Source organism: Pseudomaricurvus alcaniphilus (assembly GCF_011440395.1).
Lineage (GTDB): Bacteria > Pseudomonadota > Gammaproteobacteria > Pseudomonadales > Cellvibrionaceae > Pseudomaricurvus > Pseudomaricurvus alcaniphilus.
The window spans coordinates 537,530-553,980 of record NZ_JAAOIX010000001.1; the positions used below are offsets into that span (position 1 = coordinate 537,530).

Annotated in this window: 15 protein-coding genes; 3 read left to right on the forward strand and 12 right to left on the reverse strand. The window is 58.6% G+C overall.

The genetic code is table 11. The features are described from left to right. Nucleotides 1-91 precede the first annotated feature (91 nt). From G8764_RS02335 to urtA, 7 genes are all read right to left on the reverse strand, one after another. Complete coding sequence (locus tag G8764_RS02335) at nucleotides 92-394, reverse strand: urease subunit gamma (protein ID WP_166161466.1); 303 nt, start codon at nucleotides 392-394, stop codon at nucleotides 92-94. A gap of 39 nt (nucleotides 395-433) precedes the next feature. Continuing rightward, the gene (locus G8764_RS02340) at nucleotides 434-1,318 is read right to left on the reverse strand and encodes an urease accessory protein UreD (protein WP_166161468.1); all 885 of its coding nucleotides are present in this window, start codon (nucleotides 1,316-1,318) and stop codon (nucleotides 434-436) included. 65 nt (nucleotides 1,319-1,383) lie between these two features. Then, entirely contained in the window at nucleotides 1,384-2,079 is a 696-nt protein-coding gene (urtE, locus tag G8764_RS02345) for an urea ABC transporter ATP-binding subunit UrtE (RefSeq protein WP_166161470.1), read from the reverse strand. Further along, on the reverse strand, nucleotides 2,076-2,909 hold the full coding sequence (urtD, locus tag G8764_RS02350; RefSeq protein WP_166161472.1) for an urea ABC transporter ATP-binding protein UrtD: 834 nt from the start codon (nucleotides 2,907-2,909) through the stop codon (nucleotides 2,076-2,078). The genes urtE and urtD overlap by 4 nt, the downstream gene beginning before the upstream one ends. Beyond that, on the reverse strand, nucleotides 2,906-4,069 hold the full coding sequence (gene urtC / locus G8764_RS02355) for an urea ABC transporter permease subunit UrtC (protein WP_166161474.1): 1,164 nt from the start codon (nucleotides 4,067-4,069) through the stop codon (nucleotides 2,906-2,908). The genes urtD and urtC overlap by 4 nt, the downstream gene beginning before the upstream one ends. Next, a complete protein-coding gene (gene urtB, locus G8764_RS02360) occupies nucleotides 4,066-5,706 on the reverse strand; it encodes an urea ABC transporter permease subunit UrtB (RefSeq protein WP_341806275.1) in 1,641 nt (546 codons plus the stop codon). The genes urtC and urtB overlap by 4 nt, the downstream gene beginning before the upstream one ends. Before the next feature lie 101 nt (nucleotides 5,707-5,807). Then, the gene (gene urtA, locus G8764_RS02365) at nucleotides 5,808-7,094 is read right to left on the reverse strand and encodes an urea ABC transporter substrate-binding protein (protein ID WP_166161476.1); all 1,287 of its coding nucleotides are present in this window, start codon (nucleotides 7,092-7,094) and stop codon (nucleotides 5,808-5,810) included. A gap of 357 nt (nucleotides 7,095-7,451) precedes the next feature. On the opposite strand from urtA, the gene G8764_RS02370 reads away from it, so the two are divergent. Further along, nucleotides 7,452-8,726 carry a YfiM family lipoprotein gene (locus G8764_RS02370; RefSeq protein WP_166161478.1) on the forward strand — a complete coding sequence of 425 codons (1,275 nt, stop codon included), beginning with the start codon at nucleotides 7,452-7,454 and terminating at the stop codon, nucleotides 8,724-8,726. A gap of 71 nt (nucleotides 8,727-8,797) precedes the next feature. Here the strand turns inward: G8764_RS02370 and G8764_RS02375 are convergent, their stop codons facing one another. The 3 genes from G8764_RS02375 to G8764_RS02385 all read right to left on the reverse strand — a co-directional run bounded on the left by G8764_RS02375 (nucleotide 8,798) and on the right by G8764_RS02385 (nucleotide 12,093). Beyond that, on the reverse strand, nucleotides 8,798-9,568 hold the full coding sequence (locus tag G8764_RS02375) for a 3-hydroxyacyl-CoA dehydrogenase (RefSeq protein ID WP_166161480.1): 771 nt from the start codon (nucleotides 9,566-9,568) through the stop codon (nucleotides 8,798-8,800). A 138-nt stretch (nucleotides 9,569-9,706) separates the two neighbouring features. Then, entirely contained in the window at nucleotides 9,707-10,876 is a 1,170-nt protein-coding gene (locus tag G8764_RS02380; RefSeq protein ID WP_166161482.1) for an acyl-CoA dehydrogenase family protein, read from the reverse strand. A 14-nt stretch (nucleotides 10,877-10,890) separates the two neighbouring features. Continuing rightward, nucleotides 10,891-12,093 (reverse strand): acetyl-CoA C-acyltransferase, encoded by a 1,203-nt coding sequence (locus G8764_RS02385; protein ID WP_166161484.1) that lies wholly within the window; start codon nucleotides 12,091-12,093, stop codon nucleotides 10,891-10,893. 164 nt (nucleotides 12,094-12,257) lie between these two features. Between G8764_RS02385 and G8764_RS02390 the strand changes: the two genes are divergently transcribed. Both G8764_RS02390 and G8764_RS02395 read left to right on the forward strand, forming a co-directional pair. Next, on the forward strand, nucleotides 12,258-13,259 hold the full coding sequence (locus G8764_RS02390; protein WP_166161486.1) for an AraC family transcriptional regulator: 1,002 nt from the start codon (nucleotides 12,258-12,260) through the stop codon (nucleotides 13,257-13,259). A gap of 104 nt (nucleotides 13,260-13,363) precedes the next feature. Beyond that, nucleotides 13,364-14,065, forward strand: coding sequence for a cytochrome b/b6 domain-containing protein (locus G8764_RS02395; RefSeq protein ID WP_166161488.1), 702 nt, complete (start codon nucleotides 13,364-13,366; stop codon nucleotides 14,063-14,065). A 56-nt stretch (nucleotides 14,066-14,121) separates the two neighbouring features. Here G8764_RS02395 and G8764_RS02400 read toward each other — a convergent pair whose 3' ends face one another. Beyond that, nucleotides 14,122-14,595 (reverse strand): c-type cytochrome, encoded by a 474-nt coding sequence (locus G8764_RS02400; protein ID WP_207951633.1) that lies wholly within the window; start codon nucleotides 14,593-14,595, stop codon nucleotides 14,122-14,124. Between the two features lie 451 nt (nucleotides 14,596-15,046). Further along, nucleotides 15,047-16,180 carry a permease gene (locus tag G8764_RS02405; protein WP_166161492.1) on the reverse strand — a complete coding sequence of 378 codons (1,134 nt, stop codon included), beginning with the start codon at nucleotides 16,178-16,180 and terminating at the stop codon, nucleotides 15,047-15,049. Between the last annotated feature and the right edge of the window lie 271 nt (nucleotides 16,181-16,451).

Here is a 16,451-nt window from a genome sequence, read left to right on the forward strand (position 1 = left end):
CAGACCTACCATCGTGCCAGCTGAAGGAAGCCTGGCGTTGTAGTAGTTGCTTTTTAGTAAGTAAGTCAAAAACTTTTCGCCGCTAAAAATATTAATTTATGGGGTCGTGCACTGTCACCAGTTTGGTGCCGTCCGGAAAGGTCGCCTCGACCTGCACTTCGGCAATCAATTCCGCGACGCCGTCCATCACCTGGTCAACGCCCAGGATCTGCTTGCCGTAACTCATCAGTTCGGCCACGGTTTTGCCGTCCCGGGCGCCCTCCATAATTTCCATGGTAATCAACGCCACGGCTTCCGGGTAATTCAATTTCAGGCCCCGGGCCAGACGCCGTTCCGCCAGCAGTGCGGCGGTAAATACCAGCAGCTTGTCTTTTTCTCTGGGTAACAATTCCATAATTCAGTTCCGTAACCAATTTGCGTAAATCATTGCCAATCAGGTTGACCAGATGCGCGGCCGACAGGCTGCTCTTGCCAGCAATTCCGGGCGCACAACGGACCACCAGCGTTCGAACAGGTTGCGCCCCTGCTCACTGCAGGCGCCGAGGTAGCGGCCGACGAGAAAGCCATTGACCAGCGACACCCCGGCCAGGCAGTTGCTGAAATCGCTGGCCTCGGCCTGCTCACGCAGCAAGCCCAGTAAATCATCTTTAGCCTGTGTCGGCGAGAATGGCCCGGCCACAAACAAGCCGTTGATCGGCAGGCCCTGCATGCCGGCGCGGGCGCTGAACAGGCCCTGGTCTTCGCCCTGCAAGCGCAAGCGCTCGATCAGCAGTGGTGTATCCGCCTGCGCGATGGTCAGGCTCTGTTGCACTTCACCGCTATCGAACGCGCTGTGGCTGGCGGGCAGGCCCAGCGAGGTCACTTCCCAACCAATATAGCGCGCCCCGGGCTGCAGGTTAACCCGGGTTTGCAGGCGGGTGCGAGCACCGTTAAAAACAATGGTTTCCAGCGGCAGCCATTCGACTACCGCGTCGGCCTGCAGGTCGAGGGTGATGGTTTGGCACTGGGGAGTGTGATCGTGGCGGGCGCGATAGACTCGCCCGGCACCGGGGGTGGTTAACAGGGCGTGAGAGCCGGAGCCCGCTCGCACGGTAATATCGAGCCGGTCGCCGGACACCAGCCCGCCCGGGGGGTGCAGGATATAGACGTGGGCAACGTTTTCGCCCTCCGGATAAAACGGCTTTTGCACGTACAGCGGGCCCACATGGCGCTTGGACTTGAGCCGCGAGCCGCGGCTGTTTTGTTCAAACCCGAGCTCGAGGCTGGCGTCCCAGGTGGAGGCAATATCCGCTGTCGCCAAGGCGTTGTAAATGGTCATGCGGGCTTAAGCCTGTTCATTGCGGATGTGTCGCTGACTGAAATTTCTGTTACCCAAACTTTCGATTAAACCGCAAGGTGTTGCTTGATCAAATCGCTGCTGAGCTTGTCCATGCTGTCACTGGCGACCACCCGACCTTTTTCCATCAGCCGGAATTCCTGGCCCACCTTGCGCGCGAAGCCGAGCTTTTGCTCCACCAGAATCACGGTCATATTATCCTCGGCGTTGAGCCGCAGGATAACATCGCCGATCTGTTGCACAATATTGGGCTGGATGCCCTCGTTGGGCTCGTCCAGGATCAGCACTTTGGGATCGGTCACCAGCGCCCGGCCAATCGCCAACTGCTGCTGCTGGCCACCGGACAGGTCGCCGCCCAGGCGCGCCTTCATATCCTTCAGCACCGGAAACAATTCGTACACCTTGTCTGGGATCGACTTTAGCTTATCGCTGCGACAGGGTAAACCGATGCGCAGGTTTTCTTCCACGGTCATCAGCGGAAAGATATCGCGTCCCTGGGGTACGTAGCCGATGCCCAGCGGCGCTCGCACCTCGGCGATCTGGTTATGTATCTCCTTGCCATCAAACACAATGCGGCCACTGCTGATGGGCAGCAATCCCATCAGGCACTTCAACAAGGTGGTTTTACCCACCCCGTTGCGACCCATAATGCAAGTGCGACTGCCGGCCTTAATCTCCAGGTCCAGGTCCCAGAGAATCTGGGTGCCGCCGTATTTCTGGTTGACTTGCTCGATCGATATCACGCTTCTTCTCCCAGATAAACTTCAATCACATCGGGATTGTTTTGCACTTCGTCCATGGAACCCTCGGCCAGTACGCTGCCCTGGTGCAGCACCGTCACCGTGCGGGCGATGCTGCGCACAAACTCCATATCGTGTTCCACCACAATAACGGTGCGTTCACCGGCCAGTGAGGTCAATAGCTCCGCGGTGCGCTCGGTTTCCTGGGCAGTCATGCCGGCCACCGGTTCATCCACCAGCAGCAGGCGCGGCTGCGATGCCAGCAACATGCCGATCTCGAGCCACTGCTTCTGCCCGTGGGACAGGGCGCCGGCCAACAGCTGGCGCTGCTGGCTGAGGCCGATGGTGTGCAGTATCTCGGTAATCTGGTCGTCTTCCTCCGAGTTCAGGGTGGCGCTCAGGTTGTACCAGATTCCCTTGCTGGCCTTGAGTGATAACTCGAGGTTCTGGAACACCGTTTGCGCCTCGAACACGGTGGGCTTCTGGAACTTGCGACCAATGCCGAGCTGGGCAATCTCCGGCTCCGAGTGCTCCAGCAGGTTGATGGTTTGACCGAAATAGACACTGCCCTTGTCACAGGCGGTCTTGCCGGTAATCACATCCATCAGCGTGGTCTTGCCGGCGCCGTTGGCACCGATCAGGCAGCGCAACTCGCCGTCCTTGACGTACAGGTTGAGGTCGTTGAGGGCCTTGAAGCCATCAAAGCTGACGCTCAAGCCTTCCACATAGAGGATGATATTCTTCGACACATCAACCGCGTTGTGTTGCCGATTCAATGCCGGCCAAACCCGATCGCGACGCCAGAATTCCCGGGTATCTTCGATAAAGGTCATGAGCTGGCCTCCTTCGCGCCGGCCGGGCTGGCCGCGCCGCCACCGCCGTTGGAATTTTTAAATTTGGCCAGTAATTTTTCAAAGTAACCTACCAGGCCCTGGGGTAAGAAAATGGTGACCCAGACAAACAGGGCGCCGAGGGCAAACAACCAGCCGTCCGGCATAATGGCGGTAAAACGGGTCTTGGCGTAGTTAACCAGCAAGGCGCCGACAATGGCACCGTACAAAGTGCCGCGCCCGCCCACGGCCACCCAGACCACCATCTCGATGCTGTTAATGGGCGAAAATTCACCGGGGTTGATGATGCCCACCTGGGGTACGTACATGGCGCCGGCAATGGCCGCCAGTACCGCGGAGTAGACAAACAGCCAGACCTTGTAGCTCTCGGTGCGGTAGCCGACAAAGCGAGCCCGGGCTTCCGAGTCGCGAATAGCCAGGATCACCCGGCCGAAGCGCGAATCCATGATAAAGCGGCTGACCAGGAACGCCAGCGCCAGGAACGTGGCGGTAAGCACGAACAGGGTGACGCGGGTATTGTCCGACTGCAAATCGAAACCCAGCAGGTCCTTGAAGTCGGTCAGGCCGTTGTTGCCACCAAAGCCCATTTCATTGCGGAAGAACGCCAGCATCAGGGCAAAGGTCAGGGCCTGGGTCATAATCGACAGGTAGACGCCGGTGACCCTGGAGCGAAACGCCAGCCAGCCAAAGGTAAAGGCCAGCAGGCCCGGCACCAGCATCGCCATTAACATGGCGAACCAGAATTGGTCCATTCCGAACCAGTACCAGGGCAGCGTGTCCCAGTTCAGGAACACCATAAAATCCGGCAGTTCCGGGTTGCCGTAGACACCGCGATCACCGATCTGGCGCATCAGGTACATGCCCATACCGTAACCGCCGAGGGCAAAAAACGCCCCGTGGCCGAGACTCAACACACCGCAGTAGCCCCACACCACGTCCACTGACAGGGCCAGCAATGCGTAGCACAGGTACTTGCCCATCAGGGTGATGGTGTAAGTGCTGACGTAGAACATCGAGTCCGGTGACAGCAACAGGTTACACACTGAGGCGTACAGGGTGACCACAAACAGCACCCCCACCACCAGGCTGGTGCTCTGCCGCCGCAGTTGTACATTGGCGAGAATTCGACTGAAGGCGTTCATTCTGCAGCCCTCCCTTTTTGTGGAAACAGCCCTTTGGGTCGTTTCTGGATAAACAGGATAATAAATACCAGCACCAGGATCTTGGCCAACACCGCGCCGGTCAATGGCTCCAGGAACTTGTTGGCAATGCCGAGGGAGAAGCTGCCCACCAGGGTGCCCAACAGGTTACCCACGCCACCGAACACCACCACCATAAAGGAGTCGATGATGTAGGACTGGCCCAGGTTGGGGCCGACGTTGGTGAGCTGGCTCAAGGCCACTCCGGCCACACCGGCAACACCGGAACCGAGCCCGAAGGTCAGGGCATCCACGCGCTGGGTTTTTACTCCCATGGCCCGCGCCATATCGCGGTTTTGCGACACCGCTCGCACGTTGAGGCCGAGATTGGTTTTCTTGAACACGTACATCAGGACCGCAAACACCAGCAGGGAAAACGCCAGGATATAGAGCCGGTTAAAGGTCAGCGCCAGCACCGGGTTGATCTCCAGCGCGCCGCTCATCCACTCCGGCGACGACACCTGGCGGTTGAGCGGGGAGAAAATACTGCGCACCGCCTGCTGCAGTATCAGGCTCAAGCCGAAGGTCGCCAGCAGGGTTTCCAGTGGCCGCCCCTCGAGAAAGCGAATGATGCCCTGCTGAATCGCAATACCCACCAGGCCGGAGACCACAAACGCCGCCGGGATGGCCACGACAATGGAATAGCCGATATGGTTCGGCATCAGCAACTGGATCACATAGGTGGTGTAGGCTCCCAACATGATCATTTCGCCGTGAGCCATATTGATAACGCCCATCACGCCGAAGGTGATGGCGAGGCCGATGGCGGCCAATAGCAGCACCGAGCCCAGGCTCAAACCAAAAAACAGCTTCTCCACAAAGCCGTAAAATTCCACTTTTTCTTCGGTGGTCTGCAGTGCCTTGAGCGCGGCCGCATGCAGCACCTTATTGCCTTTGCTGCTCTCCACCAAACCGGTCAAGGCGGCGCGCACCTCCGGCTCCAGCCGCCCTTGCAGGGTCTTTATGGCGGCGAACTTTTCTTCCTCGGCGCCCGCCCCGGCACGGTAAATGGCCATGGCGACCTGCATCAACTCCTGAATCGACTCCGACGCTTCTGTGCTCATGGCCGTGGTCACCAGCTTGGCGTTATCGGCGTCCATATCACCCAACATCGACTGCAGCGCGGCCAGGCGCTCTGGCTCCGAGCCCTTGAACAGGCGGATTTTCGCAATCGATTGTTTAATCGCCTTGCGCAGGCGGTTGTTAGTGCGCACCTTGTCCAGCTGCTTGAGGCTGAGGTCCGGCGCCAGCCTGCCCGTCTTCAGATTGTACAATTGATCCTTGCCAGCGCTGTCTTGCACCAGCTGATAAAATTCCTGGTTACCTTCCTCGTCGTGGTAGAGCTGCGAATTCAGCAGGATTTGCAACGCCAGCACGGCTTGCTGGCCGCTGCTATCGGCCATCTCTTCCACAATTCCTACTTTTTCCCTGAAACTGGCTTCTGTCAGAAGCACCAGCTTCTCATACACCGCTGCATCAATCGGGGCATCAATGGCCGCCGGCACTTCGTCCGCCGCCCATGCTGTGCAGGATATCGCCAGCGCGATAATCACCGCCAAAATTGCACTAATCTGCCTCACAGGACATCCCTCGGGTCATTCAAAAAACCGGGCCTGACGGCCCGGTATCGACTTACGATTGCATCGCAGCCAGTTAACTCACTGACTGCGAACCTACACCCCTAGAAGTTTTGGCCAGAACACTTCTTGCTTTCGGTGTTGTAGTTACCGCAGTTGATTTTAGGATCCTGCCAATCAGAGATGATCTTGGCGCTCTCTGGCAGGTAATCGGTCCAGGCATCACCGGGCACTTCTTTGGTCTGGGAGACGATTTCGAATTGACCGTCAGACTGGATTTCACCGATCAGGACCGGCTTGGTGAAGTGGTGATTGGGCAGTACTTCCGCCATGCCACCGGTCAGGTTAGGCACCTTGATGCCGTACATGGCCGTGCGAACCTTGTCCACGTCCACAGTGCCGGCCTTCTCTACCGCTTTAGCCCAGGCCTGGAAACCGATGTAGGTGGCTTCCATAGGATCGTTGGTTACCCGCTTGTTGTTCTTGATGAACTTCTTCCACTGCGCAATAAACTTGTCGTTGGCATCGGATTCAGCGGACTGGAAGTAGTTCCAGGCAGCCAGGTGGCCCACCAGCGGACCGGTATCAAAGCCGGACAGCTCTTCTTCACCGACCGAGAACGCAACTACCGGGATATCTTCAGAAGAGATGCCCTGGTTACCCAGCTCCTTGTAGAAAGGTACGTTGGCGTCACCATTGATGGTGGAAACCACCGCGGTGGCCTTGCCGGCGCTGCCGAACTTCTTGATGCTGGAGACGATGCCCTGCCAGTCGGAGTGACCGAAAGGCGTGTAGTTGATCATGATGTCTTCATCCTTGACGCCCTTGGATTTCAGGTAGGCTTCGAGGATCTTGTTGGTGGTGCGGGGGTAAACGTAGTCGGTTCCGGCCAGGACCCAGCGCTCGATACCATTTTCTTCCATCAGGTAATCAACCGCGGGAATGGCCTGCTGGTTGGGCGCCGCACCGGTGTAGAATACGTTTTTGGAGGACTCTTCGCCCTCGTACTGGACCGGGTAGAACAGCAAGCCGTTCAGCTCCTCGATCACCGGCAATACCGATTTACGGGAAACCGACGTCCAGCAACCAAAGATCACGTCGACGTCTTCTTTGGTCATCAATTCACGGGTCTTCTCCGCGAACAGGGGCCAGTTGGAGGCTGGATCCACGACCACGGCTTCCAGTTTCTTGCCCAGCAATCCGCCCTTCTTGTTCTGCTCTTCCACCATCATTAACACGGTGTCTTTCAAGGTGGTTTCACTGATGGCCATGGTACCGGACAGAGAGTGCAGTACCCCGACTTTAATGGTGTCTGCGGCCAGAGCACCGAAGCTCATAACCGAGGCACCGGCGCTTAGTGCCAATGCTGCGAGTGTCTTTTTCACTTTCATTGCATTTTTCCTTTTACGGTTTCGAAGGTTGTGTTCCCAGGGGAGGACTCAGTCCTGCTGCTTGTTGCGACAACTCGGAGTGGACGGTAACTAGCCCCATCACTCGGTTACCAGGTCACTGAGAAATGACTTGCTCCATTATTCACAGCGAGGTTTTAGCTGCCATTGGGCAATTACCCCAGAGGCCTACGTCAAATGACGTAGTTGTAGTTGGCCCTGGCTTAGTTGCATCTGGCCCTGACGCAGTGACACCTGATGTAAGGCATCTGAGATAGTGGCACCTGAAATTCCCAGCATTGGAAATAGACACTGGCGCCAGAAATCAGTAGGCTAGCGCAAATGACTTAGCGGCTACCCATGCGTCTGATTTTTAAACTCTTTTTCTGGTTCCTCGTGCTTACTTGCCTGGGCCTGGCGCTGGCTGTCTGGTTCTCTCTCTCGAGTCAGCCGCTGGTGGTCAATAACGTCCGCCTGTCCCACGAGGACATCGCCCGCGCCCAGGTAATCCTGCGCGAAAACGATCCGCGCCATCTGGCCAGCGGTGAACAGAGCACCATCATCATCAGCGAATCAGACCTCAACCTGGCCGCCAATTACCTGTTGCAAAAGAAGCTTCGGGGCGGCGCCAGGGTCAGCCTGACACCCGGCAACCTGGACGCCCTGGGCACGGTACAACTGCCAATCCAGCCGCTGCAGCGATACTTCGACAGGTCCTACGTAAATATCCATTTGCATCTGACCTCGGGCCGCAAACGGTTTACCATAACCCGGCTGCAGATAGGGCAATTGCGGGTACCGGATTTTGTCGCGAAGAAAATTCTCAAGTACGGCCTGCCGCTGTTCTACCAGCGGCCGGAATACCAGCTGGCTAACCGGGTGATCAGGCACATCGACCCGCAGGAAGAGGAGCTGCACATCACCTTCCAGTGGGACCCGACGCTGATCGACAGCGTGCAGTCCACATTTCTCAACGATGTCGACAAGGCCGCTCTGCAGGTGTACTACGACTACCTGCTGGTGCTGCAAAAATCCGGACTCAGCCGCAATGGCTCACTCACCCACCTGCTGCAGCCGATGTTTGCCCTCGCCCAGCAGCGCTCCCTGGAGCAGGATCCGGTGGCGGAAAACATCGCCCTGCTGACCCTGCTGGGTGTCTGGGCCACCAATAAAGACCTGGCCCAGCTGATCCCGGACCTGCGCACCCGGCCCCATCGCTTTCTGCTGAAACTGGAGCGGCGCACGGATTTCGCCCGCCACTTTCTCGGCTCCGCAGCCCTCACCGCGCGCGGTGACAGCGCCCTCGCCGATGCTATTGGTATTTACAAAGAAGTAGCGGACTCAAACCACGGCTCCGGCTTCAGCTTTACCGATATCGCCGCTGACCGGGCCGGTGTGCGTTTTGGGGAATTGGCGACGCGCTCGGCCGCCAGTGCGAGGCAGGTGCAAGCATTCATGGCCGCCAGATTTGAAGAGACCGATATCATGCCCAAGGCGCGGGATTTGCCGGAGTTCCTCAACAGCAGCGAACTCAAGCGCCGCTATGGCAATGTGGGAAGCGACGCCTATAACGACGTCATGGCGGAAATCGAACGGCGCATAAGCGCCTGCCGTATCCACCGCGAAATTATCTAGCGCCCGTCCGGAATCAGCTTCCGGGCGAGCGCTCGTTTCCTAACCGCTAACTCTCGTCACCTAACCGCTGGCTAGCGCGGTTGCATGCGAATGGCACCATCACAGCGGATCACCTCGCCATTGAGATAATCATTTTCGACGATACTCTGCGCCAGTTGCGCGACTTCATCGGGCTTGCCCAAGCGGCTGGGGAACGGCACGTTGGCCGCCAGGGCAGCCACTGTCTCCTCCGGCAGGGAATCGCACATGGGCGTATGGATCAGGCCCGGGGCAATGGTGTTGACGCGAATGCCGTAGGCTGCCAGATCGCGGGCAATGGGCAGGGTCATGCCGACGATACCACCCTTGGAGGCGCTGTAGGCCGCCTGCCCCACCTGGCCTTCATAGGCCGCCACCGAGGCAGTATTAATAATCACCCCGCGCGCGCCGTCGGCGTTTAGAGGCTCCTGCCGGCTCATCACTTCCGCCACCAGACGCAGCACGTTAAAACTGCCCACCAGGTTGATATTGATCACTTTCTGGAACAAATCCAGCGGGAAGGCGCCCTTCTTGCCGATGGTCTTGGCGGCATCCGCCACCCCGGCGTAATTGGAACAGATATGAATCGCGCCGAACGCCGCCAGCGTCGCATCGATACCCGCTTTTACCGAGGCTTCATCGGTTACATTCACGCTTTGGTAAATCACCTGCTGGCCCAACTCCGCGGCGATGGCGTTGCCGCGCTCGGCGTTCATATCGAAAATGGCAACCCGGGCCCCCTGGGCGACAAAGCGGCGCACAGTGGCTTCGCCCAGGCCGGACGCACCGCCGGTGATTACTGCTACTTTACCTTCAATTTGCATGGTTATTTCCTGTCTGTGGTTATTTCCAACCGATGGTTATTTCCAGCCGATGGCAATTTCCTGCCGATGGTTATTGCCTGGCTGGGGTTCATGTTTATCAGTCATTAATTCTTTGCGCGGCCCGCCAGCGGTAGCCCGTCAGGCGATTTCCCGCAGTAATTCCCGGGCGATAATCACCCGCTGAATCTCACTGGTACCTTCGTAGATGGAAGTCACCCGGGCGTCCCGGGCGTAGCGCTCCAGCGGTACTTCGCGGGTGTAGCCAATTCCACCCAGTAACTGGATGGCGGTGTAGCAAACGTTGTTGGCGGTCTCGGTGGCGTGCAATTTGGCCATCGATGCCTGCTTGGCAAAGGGCTTGCCCTGCTGTTTCAAACACGCAGCACTCATCAGCAGCAGGCGCGAAGCCTCCAGCTGGGTGTAGGCATCCGCCAGCATCCACTGGGGCCCCTGCAGGCTGGCAATAGGGGCGCCAAATTGCTCCCGCTCGGTGCAATACTGGCGGGCGTAATCCATGGCCGCCTGGCCCACACCCAGCGCCAGTGAGCCGATGCCAATGCGGCCGCCGGCCAACTCTGCGACCGCGATGCGAAAACCGTCGTTCAACTTGCCCATAAGCGCAGATTGCGGGATGCGGCAGTCTTCAAAAATCACCATATTGGTGGCCGAGGCGTGCTGGCCCATCTTGTCTTCCGCCTTGCCGATGGTGAGCCCGGGCGTACCCGCCTCCACCAGGAAGCAGGAGATCCCCTTGCCCTTGGGGGCATCGGCATCGGTCACCGCCCACACCACAAACACACCGGCGTACTCGGCACTGCTGATCCACATCTTGCTGCCGTTCAGTACCCAGTCGTTGCCGTCCTTGACGGCACGGGTCTTCATGCCCGCCGGATCGGAACCGGCCCCCGCTTCCGACAGGCAAAAGCCGCCGGCCGGGTATTCACCGGAACAGAGTTTGGGCAGATAGGTTTGTTTCTGCTCTTCATTGGCAATGGCCTGGATTACCTCGCCCACCATATTGGTTACCGACATGGTCACCGCGGTGGAGGCGCAGGCACGGGCCACTTCGGTAATTGCCAGGCTGAAGGCCACCACTCCGGCCTCACTGCCACCGTAGTCGGCGCTGACATTCAGCCCCATAAAGCCCAGGTCGGCCAGCTGCTTGAGGTTAGCCAAAAATAGTGCCCGGTCGGCCACCTTGTCTTCGCCGCGATCGAGGCGCGCCGCCACCGGGGCCAACTCGCTCTCGGCAAACTTGCGGGCCATGGCCTGAATCAGCCCCTGTTCTTCGGTTAAATCGAGATCCATGCCACGCTCCTGAGTTATGACTGCAACATTTCTACGGCGACGGACGTGGCTTCACCGCCACCGATACAGAGACTGGCCACCCCCTTGTGCTTGCCCAGGCGCCGCAGGGCGTGCAGCAAGGTCACCAGGATGCGGGCGCCGGACGACCCGATAGGATGGCCGAGGGCACAGGCGCCGCCGTTGACATTGACTTTGGCAGGGTCCAGCGACAGGCCATCGATGGCCAGCATGGTGACCATGGCAAACGCCTCGTTGATTTCGATCAGGTCCACATCGGCCAGCGACCAGCCGGTTTTTTGCAGCAGCTTCTGGATGGAGCCGATGGGCGCTACGGTAAACTCGCCCGGCAGTTGCGCGTGGCTGCTGTGGGCAACGATCTTCGCCATGGGGGCCAGTCCCAGTGCCCGCGCCCGGGCCGCGGTCATCAGCACCAGGGCCGCCGCACCATCGGAAATGGAACTGGAGTTGGCCGGGGTAATGGTGCCGTCTTTGGCAAAGGCCGGTTTCAACTGCGGGATTTTGTCCAGGTTAGCCTTGCCGGGCTGTTCATCGTGTTCAACAATGTGTTCGCCGCCGCGACTCTTGACCGTGACCGGCGCAATTTCTGCCTTGAAATAACCTTCGGCAATGGCGCGGTTGGCACGGGACAGGGACTCGATGGCGTAGGCATCCATTTGCTCGCGGGTATAACCTTTTTCATCGGCGGTCTGCTGCGCATAGGTGCCCATGGCGCGGCCGGTATAGGCATCTTCCAGCCCATCCGTAAACATGTGGTCCTTGATTTCGCCGTGCCCCAACCGCAGGCCGCCGCGGGCCTTGTCGAGCAGATAAGGAGCCTGGGTCATGCTCTCCATCCCCCCGGCCACCACCACCTCACAGCTGCCCGCACGAATCTGGTCATGGGCCAGCATCACGGCTTTCATGCCGGAGCCACAGACCTTGCTGACGGTGGTGCACGGGACGGCATTGGGCAGGCCGGCGCCGAGCGCGGCCTGGCGCGCCGGGGCCTGCTTGACCCCGGCGTTGAGCACATTGCCCATCAGCACTTCGTCCACCTGGTCGGGGCCGAGCCCGGCCCGCTGCAGGGCACCGGCAATGGCCACCGAGCCCAACTGTGGCGCGGTCAGGGTGGTGAAATCGCCCTGGAAGCCCCCCATCGGGGTACGGGCGGCGGAAACAATGACGACATCATTATCACTAAGGGATGCGCTAGACATGATACTGCTCCTGTTGGGTAGCGTTAACGCACCGATCATAGAGCCAACAAGGCTGGATGAACAGGGCTGCAGATGACAATAAAACTCACAAATTTTGCCAGCCATCACCCCTATAGCTGCGATAATCGGCTATTATCCACCAATAAACACACAGAAAAATCACCATGGCCACTATTTCCATCCACCATGTTCGCGGCGCCCTGGCGAGCCTCGGCCGACGCGGCCGCGACAGCCGCGCACCGGCCATAGAAGCCGGCATCAACCCACGCTTGCTGACGCTGCCCAACGCCCGTATCCACGACCGGCAGATGACCCGCCTGATCCATCGAATCAGTGAACTGCTGGACGATGAGTTTATGGGCTGTACCGGGCGGCCCTGCAAACGCGGCGCGTTCGCCTATATGGTGCAGAGCGTGCGGCGCTGTGAGAATCTGCGTGAGGCGATTAAATCCGGCACCCGCTTTTACAACCTGCTGACAGACGATATTGACACCCAGCTGCAGGAGGACGGTGAACAGGCCACCATCGACATTCGTTTTGCGCAGCCGGCACTGGACCCGGATCACTATATGCAGGAATTCTGGATGGTTATCTGGCACCGCCTGGCCAGCTGGCTAACCGACACCCGCATTCCACTGCTGGCAGCGGAATTTGTGCAACCAATGTCGGACCATCAACTGGAGCTGAGCTATATGTTCCCCTGCCCGCTGACATTTGACCAGCACAGCAACCGGCTGCAGTTCGCCGCCGAGCATTTGAATTTACCCATCGTTCGCAGTCGCGAAGATGTGGAGGAGTTTGTCCGCCACGCGCCGTTTGACCTGCTCACCATTCCCGGTTCGGACCAGAGCCTGCAGCAGCAGATTACCCGGCTGCTCACCCCCGCATACGGCCAGCCATTGGAGTTTCCCGCCTTGGAATCACTGGCCCGGCGCCTCAAGCTCTCTCCCAAGACCCTGCACCGCCGCCTCAAAAAAGAGGCCACCAGCTACCAGCGCATCAAGGACAACCTGCGCCGTGACCTGGCCCTGAACAAATTAATCCGCGAGCAACTGCCGGTGCATCAGGTAGCTGAATTGGTGGGTTTTGCCGACGCCCGCTCCTTCACCCGCGCTTTCAAACACTGGACCGGCTTGTCACCGCGGGAGTACTGCCGGTTTCTGTAAAGCTCACCCGGATTGCCTGGCATTGTCGGGGCCGCGTAGCGGTTTTAGCGGCCTTTAACTGCTAAACTATAGCGCCGCAAATAACCTGCTTGAGGACCACAAACGTGCCCACCCCTTCAACCACAACGCCCGCCAATTCGGCACAGCCAGATAAGATATTGGTCTGGGACATTCCGACCCGCCTGTTTCACTGGCTGCTGGTACTGCTCTTCAGTGGCCTGCTGATTACCGGGCTATCCGACAACCTGGACTGGATGATCTGGCACCAGCGCATGGGTTACGCCATGTTGGGCCTGCTGATTTTTCGGCTCCTGAACGGCTTGTTTGGCCTGGATTACGCCAGGTTTACCCACCTGCCCTTGCACCCCGCGTCGGTAAAGGCCTACCTGTCCGGCCAGCACAGTTCACCGGGGCACAATCCTCTCGGTTCGTGGATGGTCGTCGCCATGTTGCTGGTATTGACCCTGCAGACATTTACTGGGCTGTTGACCAGCGACGATTTTTTTGTGGAGGGGCCCTGGGTGTATTGGGCCGATGAAGAGTGGGTAGGCCGGGCGAGCTGGCTGCACAGCTGGAACTGGATAGTCATGGCCTGCCTGGTGGGCCTGCACCTGCTGGCCATCCTGGTGTACCAGTTTGGCAAGCGCCAGAACCTGGTCAAGCCCATGCTCAGCGGTTATAAAACCGTGCCGCAGAACATGCCAACCCGGCACCCCGCCGCGGTAAAAATTCCGCTCTGGCGACTCGCGGCAAAAATTGCCATCGCCGGGCTGGCTGCCTGGGCGGTAATTAGCCTGCCGGGCTAGTTTCAGGCCAGCCCGGCATCAGACTAGCCCGGATTCAGGCCAGTCCTGTTTCTTGGCTAGTCCTTTTTCTTAAAGTCATCGTGGCAGCCTTTACAGGAGCCACCCAGCTTTTTCGCCGCGCCAGCAATCTGCTGCGGATCACCGGTTTTGGCAACCGCCGCCAGAGTCTCGGAACGCTCCAGGAACAAATCCATGGCTTCCTGGAAGTCTTCCGGCTTCTCCCAAATGGCGGCTTTGGCGTCGGTCTTGCCTTCGCCCGAACCGGCCGGAAATACCCCTACGGAAATTTTTGCCAGGCGCGCGATGGAATCAGCGTGAAACTGGAAGTTACTGTGCATCTCCTGCGGGCCGCCAAGGGTGGCAAAGATGGAGGAGAAGTGGCCACCGATGGCCTCCATAACCCCGTGCCGGTGCTTGATGATGTCTTTGGTTTCGACCGCCTGGACTGCCAGGCTGGAGGCAGCGCCCAGCAGAATCGCGGCGCCGGCAATTTTTTTGCACGCGGAGGCAGTTAATAGTTTTCGCTTCATAGTCATAGTCTCTTCCATATCTAAATAAGTGGGCTAAAAACATTATTGGTAAATAGCAGCAAGCTGCTGGCGCTAACGATCCAGTTCAAACCAAGTCAAACCAAGTCAAGCAACAGTAGACCGCTGTATTCACAATCGGTTCGCCATTCTTCATGAATTCCCCCGCTATGACAACGGTTTCAGTGCCTATTTCAGCGGTTGTCTCAGCACCTGAATCAGCGCACGTGCAGCGCGCTAATCGCCGCGCCAACACCCGCACGAAATCAAGCCTTGCATTTTTGCGAAAAGCTTTAACGGCAAGCAGTTATCAACCGACTTACCCACAGCTCCAAAGAAGAGCGAGGGTGAACAACTCACAGAATCTGTGGATAAATCTGAGGATAGTCTCAGGACAAGTGACGCCAGCCGTTGCCACCCATAACGTTCAGCAGACTGGTCAATCTTCGACCAGTTAAAAACCGTTCAGCAGCAAGGCGATAACAATCACCTGGGGCACGGTGACCAGCGGCAGATACAAGGCAATTTTCCAGGAGGAGGTGGTGTCTTTCAGCACCATCACTTCGGTGTAGTCGGTGGCTACGCCAGTCATCATAAAGGCAAAGCTGTTACCCGGCGCGTTGGCACGCGTGAGTAAATCCGCGGCAATTGGGGTAGATCCCTCCGAGCAGACTTCGATAATGGTGGCCATGACCAGGGTCACCAGCAAGCCGACCATGGTCGGGCCAAACCAGTCCTGGAAATTTTCCAGCGACACAAAGCTGCGCAGCAGGGTCGCCAACACCACCCCGAACAGCAGCCAGCGCAAGACCATGCGCGAGCCGCGGGCCCCCTCTTGCAGCACCTCCACCACCAGCCCGGGGCGCCAGTCCACCTGGGCCCAGTGACCCTTGAGCTCCGGCCAGAAGCGGTAATTCTCCGGCAACTCACTGCTGGCCGGGTTGGCCGGCAGGGTACCGGCGGCCACCAGGCGATCGAAAACAGCACCGCTGATCAGGGCAATGACCAGCGACAGGAGAATAAAGGCCAGGGTCCAGGGCAGGCCGATCAAGGTCACCATAATGATGGTCAGCGACAGCGAATTCCAGGGGCTGGCAATGAGGAACGCCATCACCTGGCCGAGGCTCGCCCCACGCTGGTACAGCTGCATACCCACCATTAAAATGCCGTGGCTGCACAGATCCATAAACACGCCCGCCAGGGTGGCGCGCCAGACACCGCGAAAGGTGCCGCCCTTGCCCAGCACGGAGGTAATCAGGTTCTGCGGTATGCGCCCCAGCACACCGACGAAGATCGCCGCCAGCACCACCCCCCACCACATGCTGTTGATCAGTTCCTGCATCCCGTGGGACATGGTCTGTACCCAGGCGGGGAAATGCTGCGCTAGGCCAAAAACATGCAGCGCGTAACCCAGACCAACCGCACTGGCACTGCCCCACAGCAGCCAGTCAAAGCTGGTCTTGGCGCTGTCGGCGGGGGCACAACAACTGTCCGCCGCCGGCGCGGCGGGCTGGGGGCAACAACTGGAGCTGACGCTCGCTGGCGGCTCAGGCGCCTTGGCTGGCTTGTCGGAACAGCAGTCGCTCATTGGACACTATCCCACTGCCGGGAAAACCGGCCTTGTGCCATGCCTGAACTGATGCTCGAAACATGCGTTGGCACTTCCACGACCGCAAAAAACATAAACAAAACACCTTGGATGAGCGGAATTAACTGCTACCATAAACCCTGACCCTGGGTTGGCGTCAAGAGCCGTGATCAACATTGAGATTTACAGTTGAGATCGACTGATGAGGTCAATAGTTGACGCCAATAGTGGTGGTCAACCCTTAAGCTCGATGACTGAGCTCAAGCCCCAG